The organism is Sphingomonas bacterium, assembly GCF_903642285.1.
Classification (GTDB): Bacteria; Pseudomonadota; Alphaproteobacteria; order Sphingomonadales; family Sphingomonadaceae; genus Sphingomonas.
On record NZ_CAHJWJ010000002.1, the window covers coordinates 1 to 15539 of the forward strand.

Consider the following 15539-nt stretch of genomic DNA (forward strand, 5'->3'; position numbering starts at 1 on the left):
ATGCAGGCGTAACATCCAACGCGCTGCGCGTGACTGCCGACAGCGCTAAAGGCTGTTCTCACACAGCCTCCACCAAACCCGGCCCTCTCTCCCCGCTTGCCCCACGCCCCGCCGTACCCCATACGTTCGCGCATGGCCGACGATCTCTTCGCTAGCGCCCCAACGCCCAACACCTACGACGCCTCGTCGATCGAGGTGCTCGAAGGGCTCGAACCCGTCCGCCGCCGTCCGGGCATGTATGTCGGTGGCACCGACGAGCGGGCGCTGCATCATCTCGCCGCCGAGGTGCTCGACAATGCGATGGACGAGGCGGTCGCGGGGCATGCGACGCGGATCGAGGTGACGCTGGCGCCGGGCAACCGGCTGACCATCGTCGACAATGGCCGCGGCATCCCGGTCGATCCGCATCCGAAGTTCCCCGACAAGAGCGCGCTGGAAGTCATCCTCTCCACGCTGCATTCGGGAGGCAAGTTCGCCGGCAAGGCCTATGCGACCAGCGGCGGGTTGCACGGCGTCGGCGTGTCGGTGGTCAACGCGCTGTCGTCCGATACCGTCGTCGAGGTGGCGCGCGACCGGCAGCTCTACCGCCAGTGCTTCGCGCGCGGGCTGACGCTGGGGCCGTTGCAGACGGTGGGGCCCGTGCCCAATCGCCGCGGCACCTCGGTGGCGTTCACGCCGGACGCCGAGATCTTCGGCCCCGAGCTGAGCTTCAAGCCGCAGCGGCTGTACCGGCTCGCGCGGTCGAAGGCGTATCTGTTCGCGGGGGTCGAGATCCGCTGGCATTGCGCGCCCGAACTGCTCGTCGACGATACGCCCGCCGAGGCGGTGTTCCAGTTTCCCGGCGGGCTTGCCGATCACCTGCGTGAGCAGATCGGCGGCCGCGACTGTGCGACCGCGGATTTTTTCGCCGGTAGCCAGGACTTTCCGGGCGAACAGGGCCGCGTCGAATGGGCGGTCGCGTGGCCGCTGTGGAGCGACGGGTCGTACAGTTGGTATTGCAACACCATCCCGACCCCCGACGGCGGCACGCACGAACAGGGCTTGCGCCAGGCGCTCGTCCGGGGCTTGCGCGCCTTCGCCGATCTGGTGAACCAGAAAAAGGCGAAGGACATCACCGCGGACGACGTGATGGTCGGCAGCGAACTGATGCTGTCGGTCTTCATCCGCGAACCGCAATTCCAGAGCCAGACCAAGGACCGGCTGACCTCGCCCGAGGCGGCCGGGCTGGTCGAGAAGGCGGTGCGCGACCATTTCGACCATTGGCTCGGCCACAATATGGAGCGTGGCAAGGCGCTGCTCGGTTACGTCCTCGAACGGATGGACGACCGCCTGCGCCGCAAGCAGGAGCGCGAAGTCAAGCGCAAGACCGCGACCAGCGCGCGCAAGCTGCGGCTGCCCGGCAAGCTCACCGATTGTTCGGCGGACGATCCCAAGGGTACCGAACTCTTCATCGTCGAGGGTGATTCGGCGGGCGGCTCCGCCAAACAGGCGCGCGACCGCAAGACGCAGGCGATCCTGCCGATCCGCGGCAAGATCCTGAACGTGGCGTCGGCGACGGCTGCGAAGATCTTCGCGAACCAGGAGATTGCCGATCTGTCGCTCGCGCTCGGCTGCGGCACGCGCAAGGACTGCCTGGTCGACAATCTTCGCTACGAACGCATCGTCATCATGACCGACGCGGACGTCGACGGCGCGCATATCGCGACGCTCTTGATGACGTTCTTCTTCCAGGAAATGCCCGATCTGGTGCGGCGCGGGCATCTGTATCTCGCGCAGCCGCCGCTCTACCGGCTGACGGTCGGTGCGAAGTCGCTCTACGCCCGCGACGACGCGCACCGGGCCGAGCTGGAGCGTACGGCGTTCAAGGGCAAGAAGGTCGAGGTCGCGCGCTTCAAGGGGTTGGGCGAAATGAACCCGGGCCAGTTGCGCGAGACGACGATGGACCCGAAGACGCGCGGCATGATCCGGATCACGCTGCCCCAGGAATATGAGGAGCGCGCGGGGGTGAAGGACCTGGTCGACCGGCTGATGGGGACGAACCCGGCGCACCGCTTCGCCTTCATCCAGGAGAATGCCGCGCGGCTGGACGAGGAAGCGATCGACGCTTGAAGGGATCTGATCGTATTTATAATTCGGGAGTAAGCGCCTAGATGGAATTCGTCTTCGATCCCGCGAAAGATGCCGCCAATATCGCCAAGCATGGCGTTTCGCTGGCCGACTTCCGCGGGTTCGATACGGAGGCGAAGATCAGGATCGACGATCGGTACGATTACGTCGAAACGCGATATCGTGCGTGGGGCAGGATCGGTGGCCGGGGGTTTTGCGTGGTCTTCACCTTCAGGGAGACGACGACGCGGGTAATCAGTTTCCGCCGAGCGCATGACAAGGAGATGAGGCGTTATGAATAAACCGCTACCACCACCGGACGATTACGACGAAAATCCGGAATGGACGGAAGAGGATTTCGCCAAAGCCCGACCCGCCTCCGAAGTTCTTCCCCCCGAAGTCGTCGCCCTGCTGGTCCGTCGGCGCGGCCCGCAGCGGGCACCGACCAAAGCACCGGTGACGCTCCGCCTCGATCCCGATGTCCTCGCCAAGTTCCGCGCGACGGGGCCGGGGTGGCAATCGCGGATGAACGAAGTGCTGCGCAACGCGGCGATCTGATCGCCGGGCACGGTTGATCGGGCACGGTGTTGCCCCCCTCGTCCCACCTCTGTATCAGGCATTTCCGGGCGGCCCTCCACGGGTCGCCCTTTTCGTTTCGTGAAGAGGATCAGCGCCGTGCCAATGACCGCCCTCATGCCCGTCTACCCGCGGTGCGGCGTGCGGCCGGTGCGCGGCGAGGGGGCGTATCTGTTCGGCGAGGACGGCACGCGCTATCTCGATTTCGCGGCGGGGATCGCGGTCAATGCGCTGGGTCATGGCCACCCCGCGCTCAGCAAGGCGATCGCCGAGCAGGCGGCGACGCTGATGCACGTGTCGAACCTGTACGGCTCCCCGCAGGGCGAGAAATTCGCGCAGCGGCTGGTCAATGCGACGTTCGCGGACACGGTGTTCTTCACCAATTCCGGCGCGGAGGCGGTAGAGTGCGCGATCAAGACCGCGCGCCGCTATCATTTCGCGAACGGCCATCCCGAACGCACCGACCTCATCACCTTCGACACCGCGTTCCACGGCCGGACGCTGGGGACGATCAGCGCGACCAACCAGCCCAAGATGCGCGACGGGTTCGAACCGCTGCTGCCCGGGTTCAAATATGCGCAGTTCGATGATCTGGACGGCGCGCTGGCGCTGATCGATGGGCATACCGCCGGGTTCCTCGTCGAACCGATCCAGGGCGAGGGCGGTATCCGTCCCGCCAGCCACGAATTCCTGACCGGTCTGCGCAAGGCGTGCGACGAACACGGCCTGCTGCTGGTGCTGGACGAAGTGCAGTGTGGTTACGGCCGCACCGGCAAGATGTTCGCGCACGAACTCTATGGCATCACCCCCGACATCATGGCGGTGGCGAAGGCGATCGGCGGCGGCTTCCCGCTCGGTGCCTGTCTCGCGACCGAGGAAGCGGCCAAGGGCATGGTCGCGGGAACGCACGGCTCCACCTATGGCGGCAACCCGCTGGCGATGGCGGCGGGCGAGGCGGTGCTCGACGTGATCCAGGGCGAGGGGTTCCTGGCGAATGTCGAGGCGATGGGCGCGCGGTTGCGCGGCGCGCTGGAACAGATGATCCCGAACTACGACCATCTGTTCCACAGCGTACGCGGGCATGGCCTGATGGTCGGGTTGAAGCTGAAGAGCGACAGCCGCAGGTTCGTGGCGTTCCTGCGCGACGAACACCAGTTGCTGACGGTGTCGGCGGGGGACAATGTCGTGCGCATCCTGCCGCCGCTGAACATTGACGAAAGCCATGTGACGGAGTTCGTCGAGAAGCTGTTGGTCGCGGCCCGGGTCTATGTGCCGGCGATGGACGAGTGATCCATTCCTCCCCGCTTCGCGGGGCGGGGGACCATGCGAAGCATGGTGGAGGGGGAGTGCGGCAGGTGGTTCGCGTGAGGCAAGCCCCCTCCAGCCTGCGGCTGGTCCCCTCCCGGCGAGCGGGGAGGAATTAGAATGCGCCATTTCCTGAACCTGTCCGACGCCGGACCCGACGGCATCGCCGCGATGCTGGCGGATGCGCTCGATCGCAAGGCGGCGCGGATCGGCTGGCCCAAGGGCAAGCCCGATGCCGACGCGCCGCTTGCGGGCCGCGTCCTCGCGATGGTGTTCGAGAAGAATTCGACCCGAACGCGGTTCAGCTTCGACGGGGCGATGCGCCAGCTCGGCGGCGATACGATCATCTCCGATGCGAGCCAGATGCAGCTCGGCCGCGGCGAGAGCGTCGCGGACACCGCGCGTATCCTGTCGGGTTACTGCGACGCGATCATGATCCGTACCGACGATCACGCGAAAATCGAGGAGATGGCCGCGTACGCCAGCGTCCCCGTCATCAACGGGCTGACCGACGCATCGCATCCGTGCCAGATCATGGCCGACCTGCTGACGATCATCGAGGCCGGCAAGGCGCTGCCGGGGTTGAAGGTCGCGTGGCTCGGCGACGGCAACAACGTGCTGGCGTCGATCGTCGAGGCGGCGAGCCTGATGCGGTTCGATGTCGTGGCGGCATGTCCACAGGGGTTTCAGCCCGAGGCGGCGGCGATCGTCCGCGCCTCGGGCCGCGCGCGTGTCGTCGCGGACCCGGCGGAGGCGATCGCGGGGGCGGACGTCGTCGTGACGGATACCTGGATCTCGATGGGGCAGGCGCATGCCGAGACCAAGCTGAAGGCGTTGATGCCGTATCAGGTTACGTCGCAGCTGATGATGTGTGCGAAGCCCGATGCGGTATTCCTGCACTGCTTGCCCGCGCATCGCGGCGAGGAGGTTGCGGCGGACGTCATCGACGGACCGCAATCGCTGATCTGGGCGGAGGCGGCAAACCGGCTACACGCGCAGAAGAGCGTGTTGCGCTGGTGTTTCGGGCAGATCGGTTGATCTTTCCTTCGTCACCCCGGCCTTGTGCTGGGGTCCAGGGTTTGCGCGTACCGCACAGCGTTTCGGTCGCGACGGCCTGGATGCCGGGACGAGCCCGGCATGACGGAAAGCGTTGATCGCGATCGCCATCCGCCCCATTTCACGACCTATATGACCGACCCCCGACGCTCCGACACCGACCGAACGCTCGCCTTCGCCATCCCGCAGCGGTCCGCCCGGGGGCGCGTCGTGCGGCTCGGCCCGACACTGGACACCGTGCTCGCCGCGCATGCCTATCCGCCCGCGATCGAGTCGCTGTTGGCGGAGGCGCTGACGCTCGCCGCGCTGATCGGGTCGACGCTGAAGGACGCGAGCGGGCAGCTGACGATGCAGACGCGCACGGACAGTGGCGTGGTCCAGCTGCTGGTATGCGATTACCGTGGCGGGGAAGTCCGGGGCTATGTGCAATATGATGCGGACAAGCTGGCCGAAGCGCCCGAGCGGCCGACGCTCTTCGCGCTGTTCGGCGCGGGCTATCTGGCGATCACCTTCGATCTGGAGACCAGCGGCGAGCGCTATCAGGGGATCGTGCCGCTGGACGGCGAGACGCTGGCGCACGCGGCGCAGAATTATTTCGTGCAGTCCGAACAGATCCCGACCCTGATCCGCGTCGGCATCGACAAGCGCGCCGACGGCACGACGGTGGCGGGCGGGTTGTTCCTCCAGCACCTGCCCGAAGGCGAGGACGGCCGCGAACGGCTGCACACCCGGCTCGACCATCCCGAATGGGAACATGTCGCGGCGTTGGGCACCACGATGGGGGCGGACGAACTGACCGACCCGGTGCTGCCGCTGGAAACGCTCGTCTGGCGGCTGTTCAACGAGGAAGAGGTGCGCGTCCACCAGGTCGTGCCGATCGCGCGCGGCTGCCGCTGCACGACCGAGCACATCCTGAGCGTCATCGCGAAATTTCCGCTGGAGGAACGGCAGGCGATGGCGGGCGACGACGGCGTGATCCGGGTCGACTGCGCGTTCTGCGCGAGCGTGTTCCCGGTGCCGGTGGAGGCGGTGGGATGACGTTGGGGCAGCGCATTCTTAACCCGATCTTCACCTCCATCCGCTATCCCGTATCTCGTGCTTTCTAGTTCGGCACGCTTTCTCTCCCTTGTAAGAAACTCGGGGCCGCCAACGAGCGGCCCTTTTTTCGTTCGGGCCTGCAGATGTTGCGATGCCGAGCGGAAGCGCCTAGCGCGCGCCGATCATGTCGCAACAACAACCCCTGGCGGTCGCGCTCGTGTCGGGCGGGCTCGACTCGATGGTGTCCGCAGCGATCGCGCGCGAGGCGGGCTATCGCCTGCTCGCGCTGTCGATCGATTATCACCAGCGCCACCGGATCGAACTCGACGCGGCCGCGCGGGTGGCGACCGCGCTGCGTGCCGAACGCCATATCGTCCTGCCGATGGACCTGTCCGCGTTCGGGGGCTCCGCGTTGACCGCGACGGACATCGCGGTGCCGAAGGACGGCGTCAAGCCCGGCATTCCCGTGACCTACGTGCCTGCACGCAACACGATCTTTCTCAGCCTCGCGCTCGGCTGGGCGGAGGCGGCGGGCGCGCGGGACCTATTCATCGGGGTCAATGCGCTCGATTATTCGGGCTATCCCGATTGCCGCCCCGAATTCATCGCCGCGTTCGAGAGCCTCGCCGAACGCGCGACCAAGGCGGGGGTCGAGGGCGAGCCGTTCCGCATCCGGGCCCCGCTGCAGCATATGACGAAGGCGGATATCGTCCGCGAAGGCGACCGGCTCGGACTGGACATGGGAATCAGCTGGTCCTGCTACGATCCGGCACCTGCCGGCGAACATTGCGGGCGCTGCGACAGTTGCCGCCTGCGCGCGAAGGGGTTCGAGGAGGCCGGCGTCGCCGATCCGACCGTGTACGCGGTTTCCCCGGGCGTGTCGGCGCGCGCCGGCCGGCCATGACCTATGCGGTCAAGGAGATGTTCCTGACGCTCCAGGGCGAGGGCGTGAATGCCGGCGCGCGTGCGGTGTTCGTGCGTTTTGCCGGGTGCAATCTATGGTCGGGCCGGGAGCAGGACCGCGCGACCGCGGTCTGCCGGTTCTGCGATACCGACTTCGTCGGCACCGACGGGTCGGGCGGCGGCAAGTTCGCCGACGCCGCGGCGCTTGCGGCGTCGGTGGTGGGGTTCTGGGGGCCGGGCGCCACCGATCGTTTCGTCGTGCTGACCGGCGGCGAACCGATGCTGCAGGTCGACGATGCGCTGGTGGATGGGCTGCACGCGGCAGGCTTCCGGATCGCGATCGAAACCAACGGCACGCTGCCCGTGCACCCCCGCATCGACTGGGTCTGCGTCAGCCCCAAGGCGGGCAGCGTCGTCGTTCAGCGGTCGGGCGACGAATTGAAGCTGGTATGGCCGCAGCCGGAGACCGATATCGAACTGATCGAGCACTGGACTTTCCCGCACCGGTTGATCCAGCCGCTCGACGATGTCGACGCCGCCGCCAACCGGGATGCCTGCGTCGCGCTGGTCATGGCGCGGCCCTGGTGGCGGCTGTCGCTTCAGACGCACAAGCTGCTGGGGCTGCGGTAGTGGTCCCTTCGTCATCCCGGGCTTGTCCCGGGATCCAGAGCCGCAAGGGACGCCGTTAGCGGACCTGGATGCCGGGACGAGCCCGGCATGACGGACAGACCGTTGCGCTCAGCGCGCGGCGATCCCCGCGGGCGGCCAATTCTGTTCCCCGCATTTGCGAACCTGCCACTCGCCCTTTTTGGACCAGCAGGCCTCGTCCAATCGCGGAACGGGCAGATTGTAGGTCCGCGCATAGACGTAGGAGGGCACGCCCTGTTCGCCATACGGCACCAGGCTATTGCGCAATTCGCGCATCCGCGCCTGCGCCAATGCGGTCAGGCCACCGCGCGGGGTGAAGATCGCATCGCGTCCGATGACGTTGGCGGTCTGGCAGAAATTGCGCTGCGCCGACACGGTCGAGAAGCTGGAATAGATATGCGTGCCGAACTGGTCGAACGCATCCGATCCCGCCTTTTTCGTCTTCACCTTCGCGGTGCGCAGATAATATTTGTTCAGCACCGCCTGTGCCGCGTCGAATTCGCCGTCATGATCCTTCAGCAGGGCGTTGTAGTTCGACACCACCAGCAAGGTCGGTTCGAACTGGCATTGCAGCGCCGCCACGTTCAGGCCTGCGCGCATGTTCCACAACAGGCCGGCGCGTAATTCCGCCGGGGTCGCATTCGGCATCGAAAATCCGATATCGGCTTCGTCGCCCGTCACCGATCGCCCCGCCATGTCATGGCTCTTCAGATAGAATTGGGCCGATGCCGGCCACGCGGCGATGCCGCCTGCAGCCAGCATAAGCGCGGCCGCGATACGCAACGAACCCATGAAACCTCCCCGAAGGACTATGTCGGTGATTCTAGGTGGTTTCGTCGCCGAGCCCAAATGGTTTTTAACCACGAACCGTCACGCGGGTCGACCGTCACGCCGTCCGCGAAACGAAAAGCCGTTCAATGCAAAGGGCCGCCCGGTCGCCCGGACGGCCCTTCTTACGACGAAGCCCGTTGGGGCAATTACATCGTGGTGTTGCTCGTGCTGTTGGTCGTCATGGTGTCGTTCGCCATCATGCCGCCATTGCCCATGGTGTCGTTGGCCATCATGCCGCCGTTCATCGAACCGTCGACCGCAGTCATGTTGTCCGACATCGTGTCCATGCCCTCGGTCGAGTTCATGTCGGTGACGGTCGTGTTGGTCGTATCGGTCTTCGGGCCGCAGGCCGAAACCATCAGCGCGGCACCGGCGATCATCGAGCCGGCCATAACCTTGGAGATAAGTGCACGCATTTCGGAAGCTCCCTTAGATAGAGGATTTGGACGGCTGGTGGCCATTTATAATACCCAAATCGCAGTGGACATTAAACGCAATGGGCCTGACCCTCAAGCCTCGTTTTAGTTCCCACAAGAAAGAGTTTCGGCAAAAGCGCCTGCGGTCGCCGCAAGTGCGGCGTCGAAGACGGTCATATCCGCCGCGATCCCGAGCGCGGCGATGCTGGTGACGGGATAATCCGGCAGCCCGCACGGCACAATACCCCCGAAATGGGAAAGATCGGGCGCTACGTTCACCGCAAAGCCGTGAAGCGTGATCCACCGGCGTACGCGCACCCCGATCGCGCCGATCTTCGCCTCGCAGCCGCCGTCGGTGGTCCAGATGCCGACGCGCCCGTCGACGCTGAACGCCGTCACGCCCAACCGGGCCAGCGCGTCGATGACCCAGTCCTCCAGCGCATGGACATAGCGACGGACGTCGCGCCCGCGCGTCGATAGGTCCAGCACGAGATAGCCGACCCGCTGGCCGGGGCCGTGATAGGTGTGGCGTCCCCCGCGTCCGGCCGCCACGACGGGAAAACGCGGATCGATCAGTTCGTCCGGAACGGCGCTGGTGCCCGTAGTGTAGACGGGGGGATGTTCCAGCAGCCAGGCCAGTTCGCGCGCCGCGCCCGCGCCGACGGCGGTCGCGCGCGCCTCCATCTCGGCCAGCGCGTCGGCATAGCCGACAAGCCCCGGGGTCACGCGCCATTCCACGCCGGGCAGGGGGCTTTCGAACCGGGGGTTTTCGATCTGGGGTGAACCGGCCATCGCCAGCGACATGTCCCTTGCATCGGCCGCTTGCAAGCGACGTGACGCTAGCGGTGGTCAGTGCGACGCAGGTGCGCTAGTCTTCTCGCCGACGACCGCAAGGAAGGAGCGAAGGCGCATGGTTCGGATGGGGGACGTCTGGGATCGGACGACGGACGTGCTGTCGGGGCGGGGACGCACGCTGGCGGGGATCGCTGCGTTGGCGATCTTCCTGCCCGGCGTCGTGCGCACGGCCTATTCGCTCTATGTCGGCAAGGATACGCCCGCTACCGCGCTTCTCGGCGGACTGATCGCGATCATCGCCTCGCTGGCGGCGGTCTGGTGCCAGTTGACGCTGATCGCTCTGTCGACCGATCCCGCCACCACCGAGCCGCAGGCCGGGGCGGTCGGCCGTGCGCGATTGCTGCCGACGATCGGGGTCGGATTGCTGATCGGTATCGTGTTCGGCCTGTTCCTCCTGCCGATCTTCATCGCGCTCGTCGGTGCGGGGTGGAGCCCCGAGGCGATGCAGGCGGGGCAGATGCCGACGCTGTCCAGTGGCCAAGCGGGGTTCATCGGGCTCTACGGGCTATTGTATGCGATCCTGGCGCTGTGGGTCGCGGCGCGATTGGCGTTGTGGACCGCGGTAATGGTCAACGAACGGCTCGGCATCGGCGCGATCCGCCGGTCGTTCGCGCTGACCCGGGGGATCACCTGGCGGATCATCGGCGTGTTCGTGCTGTACCTGGTCGTGCTGGGGATATCGTTCAGCGCGGCGCGTGCGGTGACGGGGGTTGTGTTCGGGCTGATCCTGGGCATCGGTGCGAAGGCGACCGTCGGCTTCCTAGCGGCGGTGGCGGGCGGCGCGGTGGCGGCGGCGTTCTCGACCGTCGCGGCCGTGTTCACCGCACAATTGTACGTCGCGACGCGGGTGGGGCCGGCGGCGTCGGCCGGGACGCCATTCGACGTCTGATGACCCTCGATTTCACGACCGTTATTCGCGATGCGTGGACCTTGTTCCGCCGCGACCGCGACATCTTGTTGCGGATCGCCGGCCCGTTCCTGTTTCTGCCGGCCTATGCGCTCGCGTTGCTCGTTCCCGCGCCGCCGACGCCCGACGCCGCCGCCGCCGATAGCCAGGTCGCGACCCAGGCATGGGTCGAATCGATCGGCGATTGGGGAGCGGCGCATGGCGGGTGGTTCCTGCTGTCCTATGCGATCGCCTATGTCGGCGGCGCGGCGATGCTGTCGCTGTATCTCGACCCCGCGCAACCCGATGTCCGCGGTGCGCTCCGCCGCGCGGTCAGCCTCGCCCCGCGATTTCTGCTGGCGATGTTCGCGCTGACGCTGCCCGCCGGCCTGGGGCTGTTGCTGTGGGTCATCCCGGGGTTGGTCATCATGGGGCGCACGATGCTCGTCGCCCCCGTCCTGATCGCCGATCGGCCGATCGGCGTGCTGGCGGCGATCGCGCGCGGCTGGCGCATGGGGCGCGGCGCATCGCTGTCGCTGACCGCGCTGTCCGCCTTCACCTACGTCACCGGCTGGATCGCCAGCGTGCCGTTGCTGGCACTGGACAATTGGCTGCGCACGGGGGCCGATGCCAACCCGGTGCCGATCGCGATCGTCGATGCGGCGGCGGCGGCGGTGGCGACCGCGTCGGGACTGGCGGGAACGATCGTCGCGCTCGCGGCCTATCGCCGGCTTGCCAGATAGGGGATCTGCGGCGCGGCGTCGGCGGACAGCAGCCCCAGTGCACGCGGGTCCGGAAACGTCTCGATCGTCCGGGCCGTCGCGACGAAGCCTTGCGCGCGGTAGAAGCTCAGCGCCGACGGATGATCCAGCGTACACGTCCGCACGCGGATGCATGCGACGCCGGGGGCCCAGGCAAGCGCCATCGCCTGCGCCATCAGCCAGCGGCCATGCCCCTTGCCCGCCAGTTCCGGAACGAGCGCGAAATAGGTGATGTCGACGACATCGCCGTTCGGCGAGTCCAGTTCGAGCAACCCGACCTCGATCCCGCGTGGATCGGTGACGGCGAAGATCCGCCTGGTGGGTTCGGCCAGCGTCTCCGTCAGCCGTACCTCGTCCATCGCCAGTCGCGAAAACCAGAGCCACGGCGCACCGACCCGGGTGAACAACATGCGATAGGCTTCGAGCGTCGGGGTCTGCCAACGCACAAGTCGCAGCGGAGCGACGGGCATCGGGCGAAGCGGCGGGCGGGTGCGCATCTCCAGCGTGGTGACGATCGTCGCCACCTCGTCGTCCGCGACGGGTATCAGGGCCATGGCGCGATCAGGACCATGTCGCCACGGGGGGCAGGCTCATCAGGATCGCATCGACGTTGCCGCCGGTCTTCAGCCCGAACGACGTGCCGCGGTCGTAGACGAGGTTGAATTCGGCGTAGCGCCCGCGCCATGCGTCGCGCGCCGCGATGTCGTCCGCGGTGAAGGGCGTGTCCATGCGCCGCCGGACGATCGCGGGATAGCTGGCGAGAAAGGCGCGACCGACGTCCTGCGTGAAGGCGAAGTTCGCGTCGAAATCGCCTTCGAGGTGATCGTAGAAAATGCCGCCGACGCCGCGGTGGACCTGGCGGTGGGGTATATAGAAATACTCGTCCGCCCATCGCTTGAACCGCTCGTAATCACCCGGGCCATGCGCGTCGCACGCGGCCCTGAGCGATCGGTGGAAGGAGGCGGTGTCGTCCGCGATCGGCATCGGGGGGTTCAGGTCGGCGCCGCCGCCGAACCAGCGTTTCGTCGTGACGAGGAAACGGCAGTTCATATGGACCGCGGGGACGTGCGGGTTCGCCATGTGCGCGACCAGGCTGATGCCCGTGGCGAAGAACCCCGGATTGTCGCCCGCGCCGTGGATCGACTTGGCGAACTCGCCCTCGAACGTGCCACCGACGGTGGAGACGTTGACGCCGACCTTTTCGAACACCTGTCCCTTCATCACGCCCCGAACCCCGCCGCCGCCGGGTTCGCGCGAGGGATCGACGCGGTCCCAGGCGATATAATCGAACGCCGCGTCCGATCCGGCCTCGCGTTCGATCGCGACGAACTCCGCACAGATCACGTCGCGGAGATGTTCGAACCACGCGCGGGCGGTGGCTTGCTGGGGGTCGAGGGGGGGCATGGAGACACGCCCTATCAAATCCTCCCCGGGACGGGGAGGGGGACCCGGTGGCGAATGCGTATCGTGCGACGATGACCACCCCGCGAAGGCGGGGGCCCAGTCGCAACGGTCATGGTAACGTAGCGATGCACCGCGTCATTGTCGTATTCCCAACTGGGCCCCGGCCTTCGCCGGGGTGGTATATCTGATCAAGGGAATGCTCACGCTAGCGGCACAGTGATTTCACGGCGTCGTCTGTCGCAACGCCTCGGCCAGCACGATCGCCACCGATACCGACAGGTTGAGCGATCGCAGCGGCGGTCGCATCGGAATGACCACGCGGGCGTCGGCGCGAGCGTGGACGGTCTCGGGAACCCCCGCGCCCTCCTGCCCGAACAGCAACACGTCGTCGCTGCGGAAGGTGGTGCCGTGGAGCGGGGTCGCCCCCTTCGTCGTCAGCAACACGAGCCGCCCTTCGACCTGACGTGCAAATGCCGACCAGTCTTCGTGGCGGGTGATCGCGACATGGTCGATATAATCCATGCCGGCGCGCGCGACGCGTTTGTCGTCCCAGGCGAACCCCATCGGCTCGATCAGATCGACCGCTGCGCCGAGGCAAGCCGCAGTGCGCAGAACGGCACCGACATTCCCGGCTATCTCGGGCTGATACAGGGCTATGCGCATTCCCGCCGTCCTAGCCGCTGCGCGCGCGGGCCGCAAAATGCTGTTGGCAAAGCCGACCCCGCCCGTCTATCAGGCCAGCACCCTCCCGTGGGGACGGGGGACAGGGCATGGCGGGCGCACGGGCTTCGGCGATACGAAGCTGGTTCTTCCGCCATGGCCGGCAACGTGACGTGCAAGGGTTTGGTGAATGGCCACGGTCGACGATACTATTCCTCTCGGCGAAGATCCCGCGCCTTTTCATGAACCGATGGAAGACCCGCGCCGCCGCGATTTCATGAACATCGCCGCGATATCGCTTGCGGGCGTCGGCGGATTGGCGATCGTGCTGCCGCTCATCAACCAGATGAGCCCGTCCGCGGACGTGCTGGCGCTGTCGACCACCGCGGTCGACCTCACCAAGATCGAACCCGGGCAGGGCGTCGTCACCAGCTTTCGCAAGCAGCCGCTGTTCGTTCGCAACCTGATGCCCAAGGAAATCGCCGAGGCGAACGCGGTCGACATCTCGACGCTGCGCGACCCCGCGACGCTGGCGTCGCGCACCAAGCCAGGCCACGAGAACTGGCTGATCACGCTCGGCGTCTGCACGCATCTGGGCTGCATCCCGCTCGGCATCCACGAGGGCGAGAACCGCGGCAAGTTCGGCGGGTATTTCTGCCCGTGTCACGGATCGCAGTACGACACGGCCGCGCGCATCCGGCAGGGGCCGGCCCCCAAGAACCTGCTCGTTCCCGACTACACCTTCACTTCCAATACGGCGGTTCTCGTCGGCAAGGCGGCCTGAGATGAGCTTTCCCTGGGCAAAGCAGTACGAGCCGAAGGTGCCGCTGATGCGGTGGCTCGACGAGAAGCTGCCGGTGCCGCGGCTGGTCTACAACGCGGTCGGTGCCGGCTATCCGGTGCCGCGCAACCTCAATTATTTCTGGAACTTCGGCGTGCTCGCGGGCGCGGCGCTCGGCATCCAGATCATCACCGGCATCGTGCTGGCGATGCATTATGCCGCGAACGGCGCGATCGCGTTCGATTCGGTCGAACACATCATGCGCGACGTCAATGGCGGCTGGTTCCTGCGTTATGCGCACGCGAACGGCGCATCGATGTTCTTCATCGTCGTCTACACGCACATCTTCCGCGGGCTGTATTACGGATCGTACAAGGCCCCGCGCGAGATGGTGTGGCTGCTCGGCGTCGTCATCTTCCTGCTGATGATGGCGACCGCGTTCATGGGCTATGTTCTGCCCTGGGGGCAGATGAGCTTCTGGGGCGCGCAGGTCATCACCGGCTTCTTCTCCGCGATCCCCTTGGTCGGCGAGAGCATCCGCGTGTGGCTGCTGGGCGGGTTCGCACCCGACGACGCGGCGCTCAACCGCTTCTTCTCGCTTCACTATCTGCTGCCGTTCGTCATCGCGGCGGTCATCATCCTGCACATCTGGGCACTTCACATCCCGGGGTCGAACAACCCGACCGGCGTGGACGTGAAGGGTAAGCAGGACACCGTCCCGTTCCATCCCTATTACACCGCAAAGGACGGGTTCGGGCTCGGTATCTTCCTGCTCGTCTTCGCCTTCCTGCTGTTCTTCGCGCCGAACTATCTCGGCCATCCGGACAATTACATCCCGGCGAACCCGCTTTCGACGCCCGCGCACATCGTGCCCGAATGGTATTTCTGGCCCTTCTACGCGATTCTGCGCTCGTTCACCGCCGACTTCATCCTGCCGGCGAAGCTGTGGGGCGTGCTGGCGATGTTCGGCTCGATCCTGCTGCTGTTCTTCCTGCCCTGGCTCGATACGTCGCCGGTGCGGTCGAACAACTACCGGCCCAAGGCGCGGATCGCGTTCTGGGTGCTCGTGGCGGACGTGCTGATCTTGGGCTGGGTCGGCGGGTCGGAAGCGACGCCGACCTATGCCATCCTGGGGCAGATCACCGCGGCCTATTATTTCGCGCATTTCCTCATCATCCTGCCGATCATCTCGCGTTCGGAACGTCCGCGTCCGCTGCCCAATTCGATCACCGAAGCGGTGCTGTCGAAGGCCGGCGGGACGAGCCCGGCGCAAACGGCACTCGCGTGAGCCGGACCGGAAAAGGGGCTTAAAG

At 66.4% G+C, this 15539-nt stretch carries 18 protein-coding genes; 12 read left to right on the forward strand and 6 right to left on the reverse strand.

Annotation, left to right across the window (positions count from 1 at the left end; translation table 11 throughout):
- The first annotated feature begins 132 nt into the window (after window positions 1-132).
- The 8 genes from parE to queE all read left to right on the forward strand — a co-directional run bounded on the left by parE (window position 133) and on the right by queE (window position 7614).
- Window positions 133-2109 carry a DNA topoisomerase IV subunit B gene (parE, locus tag HUU99_RS01190; protein WP_174284754.1) on the forward strand — a complete coding sequence of 659 codons (1977 nt, stop codon included), beginning with the start codon at window positions 133-135 and terminating at the stop codon, window positions 2107-2109.
- A gap of 41 nt (window positions 2110-2150) precedes the next feature.
- The gene (locus HUU99_RS01195; protein ID WP_174284755.1) at window positions 2151-2408 is read left to right on the forward strand and encodes a BrnT family toxin; all 258 of its coding nucleotides are present in this window, start codon (window positions 2151-2153) and stop codon (window positions 2406-2408) included.
- Complete coding sequence (locus HUU99_RS01200) at window positions 2401-2664, forward strand: BrnA antitoxin family protein (protein WP_174284756.1); 264 nt, start codon at window positions 2401-2403, stop codon at window positions 2662-2664. The genes HUU99_RS01195 and HUU99_RS01200 overlap by 8 nt, the downstream gene beginning before the upstream one ends.
- Window positions 2665-2781: 117 nt before the next feature.
- Window positions 2782-3972, forward strand: a complete 1191-nt coding sequence (locus HUU99_RS01205; protein WP_174284757.1) for an aspartate aminotransferase family protein — start codon at window positions 2782-2784, stop codon at window positions 3970-3972.
- A gap of 135 nt (window positions 3973-4107) precedes the next feature.
- On the forward strand, window positions 4108-5025 hold the full coding sequence (gene argF / locus HUU99_RS01210) for an ornithine carbamoyltransferase (protein ID WP_174284758.1): 918 nt from the start codon (window positions 4108-4110) through the stop codon (window positions 5023-5025).
- A gap of 150 nt (window positions 5026-5175) precedes the next feature.
- Complete coding sequence (locus HUU99_RS01215; protein WP_174284901.1) at window positions 5176-6081, forward strand: Hsp33 family molecular chaperone HslO; 906 nt, start codon at window positions 5176-5178, stop codon at window positions 6079-6081.
- Window positions 6082-6265: 184 nt separating this feature from the next.
- The gene (gene queC, locus HUU99_RS01220) at window positions 6266-6985 is read left to right on the forward strand and encodes a 7-cyano-7-deazaguanine synthase QueC (RefSeq protein WP_174284759.1); all 720 of its coding nucleotides are present in this window, start codon (window positions 6266-6268) and stop codon (window positions 6983-6985) included.
- Window positions 6982-7614, forward strand: coding sequence for a 7-carboxy-7-deazaguanine synthase (gene queE / locus HUU99_RS01225; protein WP_174284760.1), 633 nt, complete (start codon window positions 6982-6984; stop codon window positions 7612-7614). The genes queC and queE overlap by 4 nt, the downstream gene beginning before the upstream one ends.
- Window positions 7615-7722: 108 nt before the next feature.
- On the opposite strand, the gene HUU99_RS01230 is transcribed toward queE, so the two are convergent.
- The 3 genes from HUU99_RS01230 to lipB form a co-directional block, all read right to left on the reverse strand.
- Window positions 7723-8424, reverse strand: coding sequence for a hypothetical protein (locus HUU99_RS01230; protein ID WP_174284761.1), 702 nt, complete (start codon window positions 8422-8424; stop codon window positions 7723-7725).
- A gap of 185 nt (window positions 8425-8609) precedes the next feature.
- Window positions 8610-8879, reverse strand: coding sequence for a hypothetical protein (locus tag HUU99_RS01235; RefSeq protein ID WP_174284762.1), 270 nt, complete (start codon window positions 8877-8879; stop codon window positions 8610-8612).
- A gap of 105 nt (window positions 8880-8984) precedes the next feature.
- Entirely contained in the window at window positions 8985-9671 is a 687-nt protein-coding gene (lipB, locus tag HUU99_RS01240) for a lipoyl(octanoyl) transferase LipB (protein ID WP_174284763.1), read from the reverse strand.
- A gap of 118 nt (window positions 9672-9789) precedes the next feature.
- Between lipB and HUU99_RS01245 the strand changes: the two genes are divergently transcribed.
- The gene (locus HUU99_RS01245; protein ID WP_217430728.1) at window positions 9790-10623 is read left to right on the forward strand and encodes a hypothetical protein; all 834 of its coding nucleotides are present in this window, start codon (window positions 9790-9792) and stop codon (window positions 10621-10623) included.
- Window positions 10623-11363, forward strand: coding sequence for a hypothetical protein (locus HUU99_RS01250; RefSeq protein WP_174284765.1), 741 nt, complete (start codon window positions 10623-10625; stop codon window positions 11361-11363). Before HUU99_RS01245 ends, HUU99_RS01250 begins: the two co-directional genes overlap by 1 nt.
- Here the strand turns inward: HUU99_RS01250 and HUU99_RS01255 are convergent.
- The 3 genes from HUU99_RS01255 to HUU99_RS01265 form a co-directional block, all read right to left on the reverse strand.
- A complete protein-coding gene (locus HUU99_RS01255) occupies window positions 11342-11935 on the reverse strand; it encodes a GNAT family N-acetyltransferase (protein WP_174284766.1) in 594 nt (197 codons plus the stop codon). The two genes, HUU99_RS01250 and HUU99_RS01255, sit on opposite strands and share 22 nt — an antisense overlap.
- Window positions 11936-11942: 7 nt before the next feature.
- Window positions 11943-12785 (reverse strand): oxygen-dependent coproporphyrinogen oxidase, encoded by an 843-nt coding sequence (hemF, locus tag HUU99_RS01260; RefSeq protein ID WP_174284767.1) that lies wholly within the window; start codon window positions 12783-12785, stop codon window positions 11943-11945.
- Window positions 12786-13007: 222 nt separating this feature from the next.
- Window positions 13008-13448, reverse strand: coding sequence for a tRNA (cytidine(34)-2'-O)-methyltransferase (locus HUU99_RS01265; RefSeq protein WP_174284768.1), 441 nt, complete (start codon window positions 13446-13448; stop codon window positions 13008-13010).
- 247 nt (window positions 13449-13695) lie between these two features.
- Between HUU99_RS01265 and petA the strand changes: the two genes are divergently transcribed.
- A complete protein-coding gene (gene petA / locus HUU99_RS01270) occupies window positions 13696-14229 on the forward strand; it encodes a ubiquinol-cytochrome c reductase iron-sulfur subunit (RefSeq protein WP_254602849.1) in 534 nt (177 codons plus the stop codon).
- Window position 14230: 1 nt separating this feature from the next.
- Window positions 14231-15514 carry a cytochrome b gene (locus HUU99_RS01275; protein ID WP_174284770.1) on the forward strand — a complete coding sequence of 428 codons (1284 nt, stop codon included), beginning with the start codon at window positions 14231-14233 and terminating at the stop codon, window positions 15512-15514.
- Window positions 15515-15539: the final 25 nt, after the last annotated feature.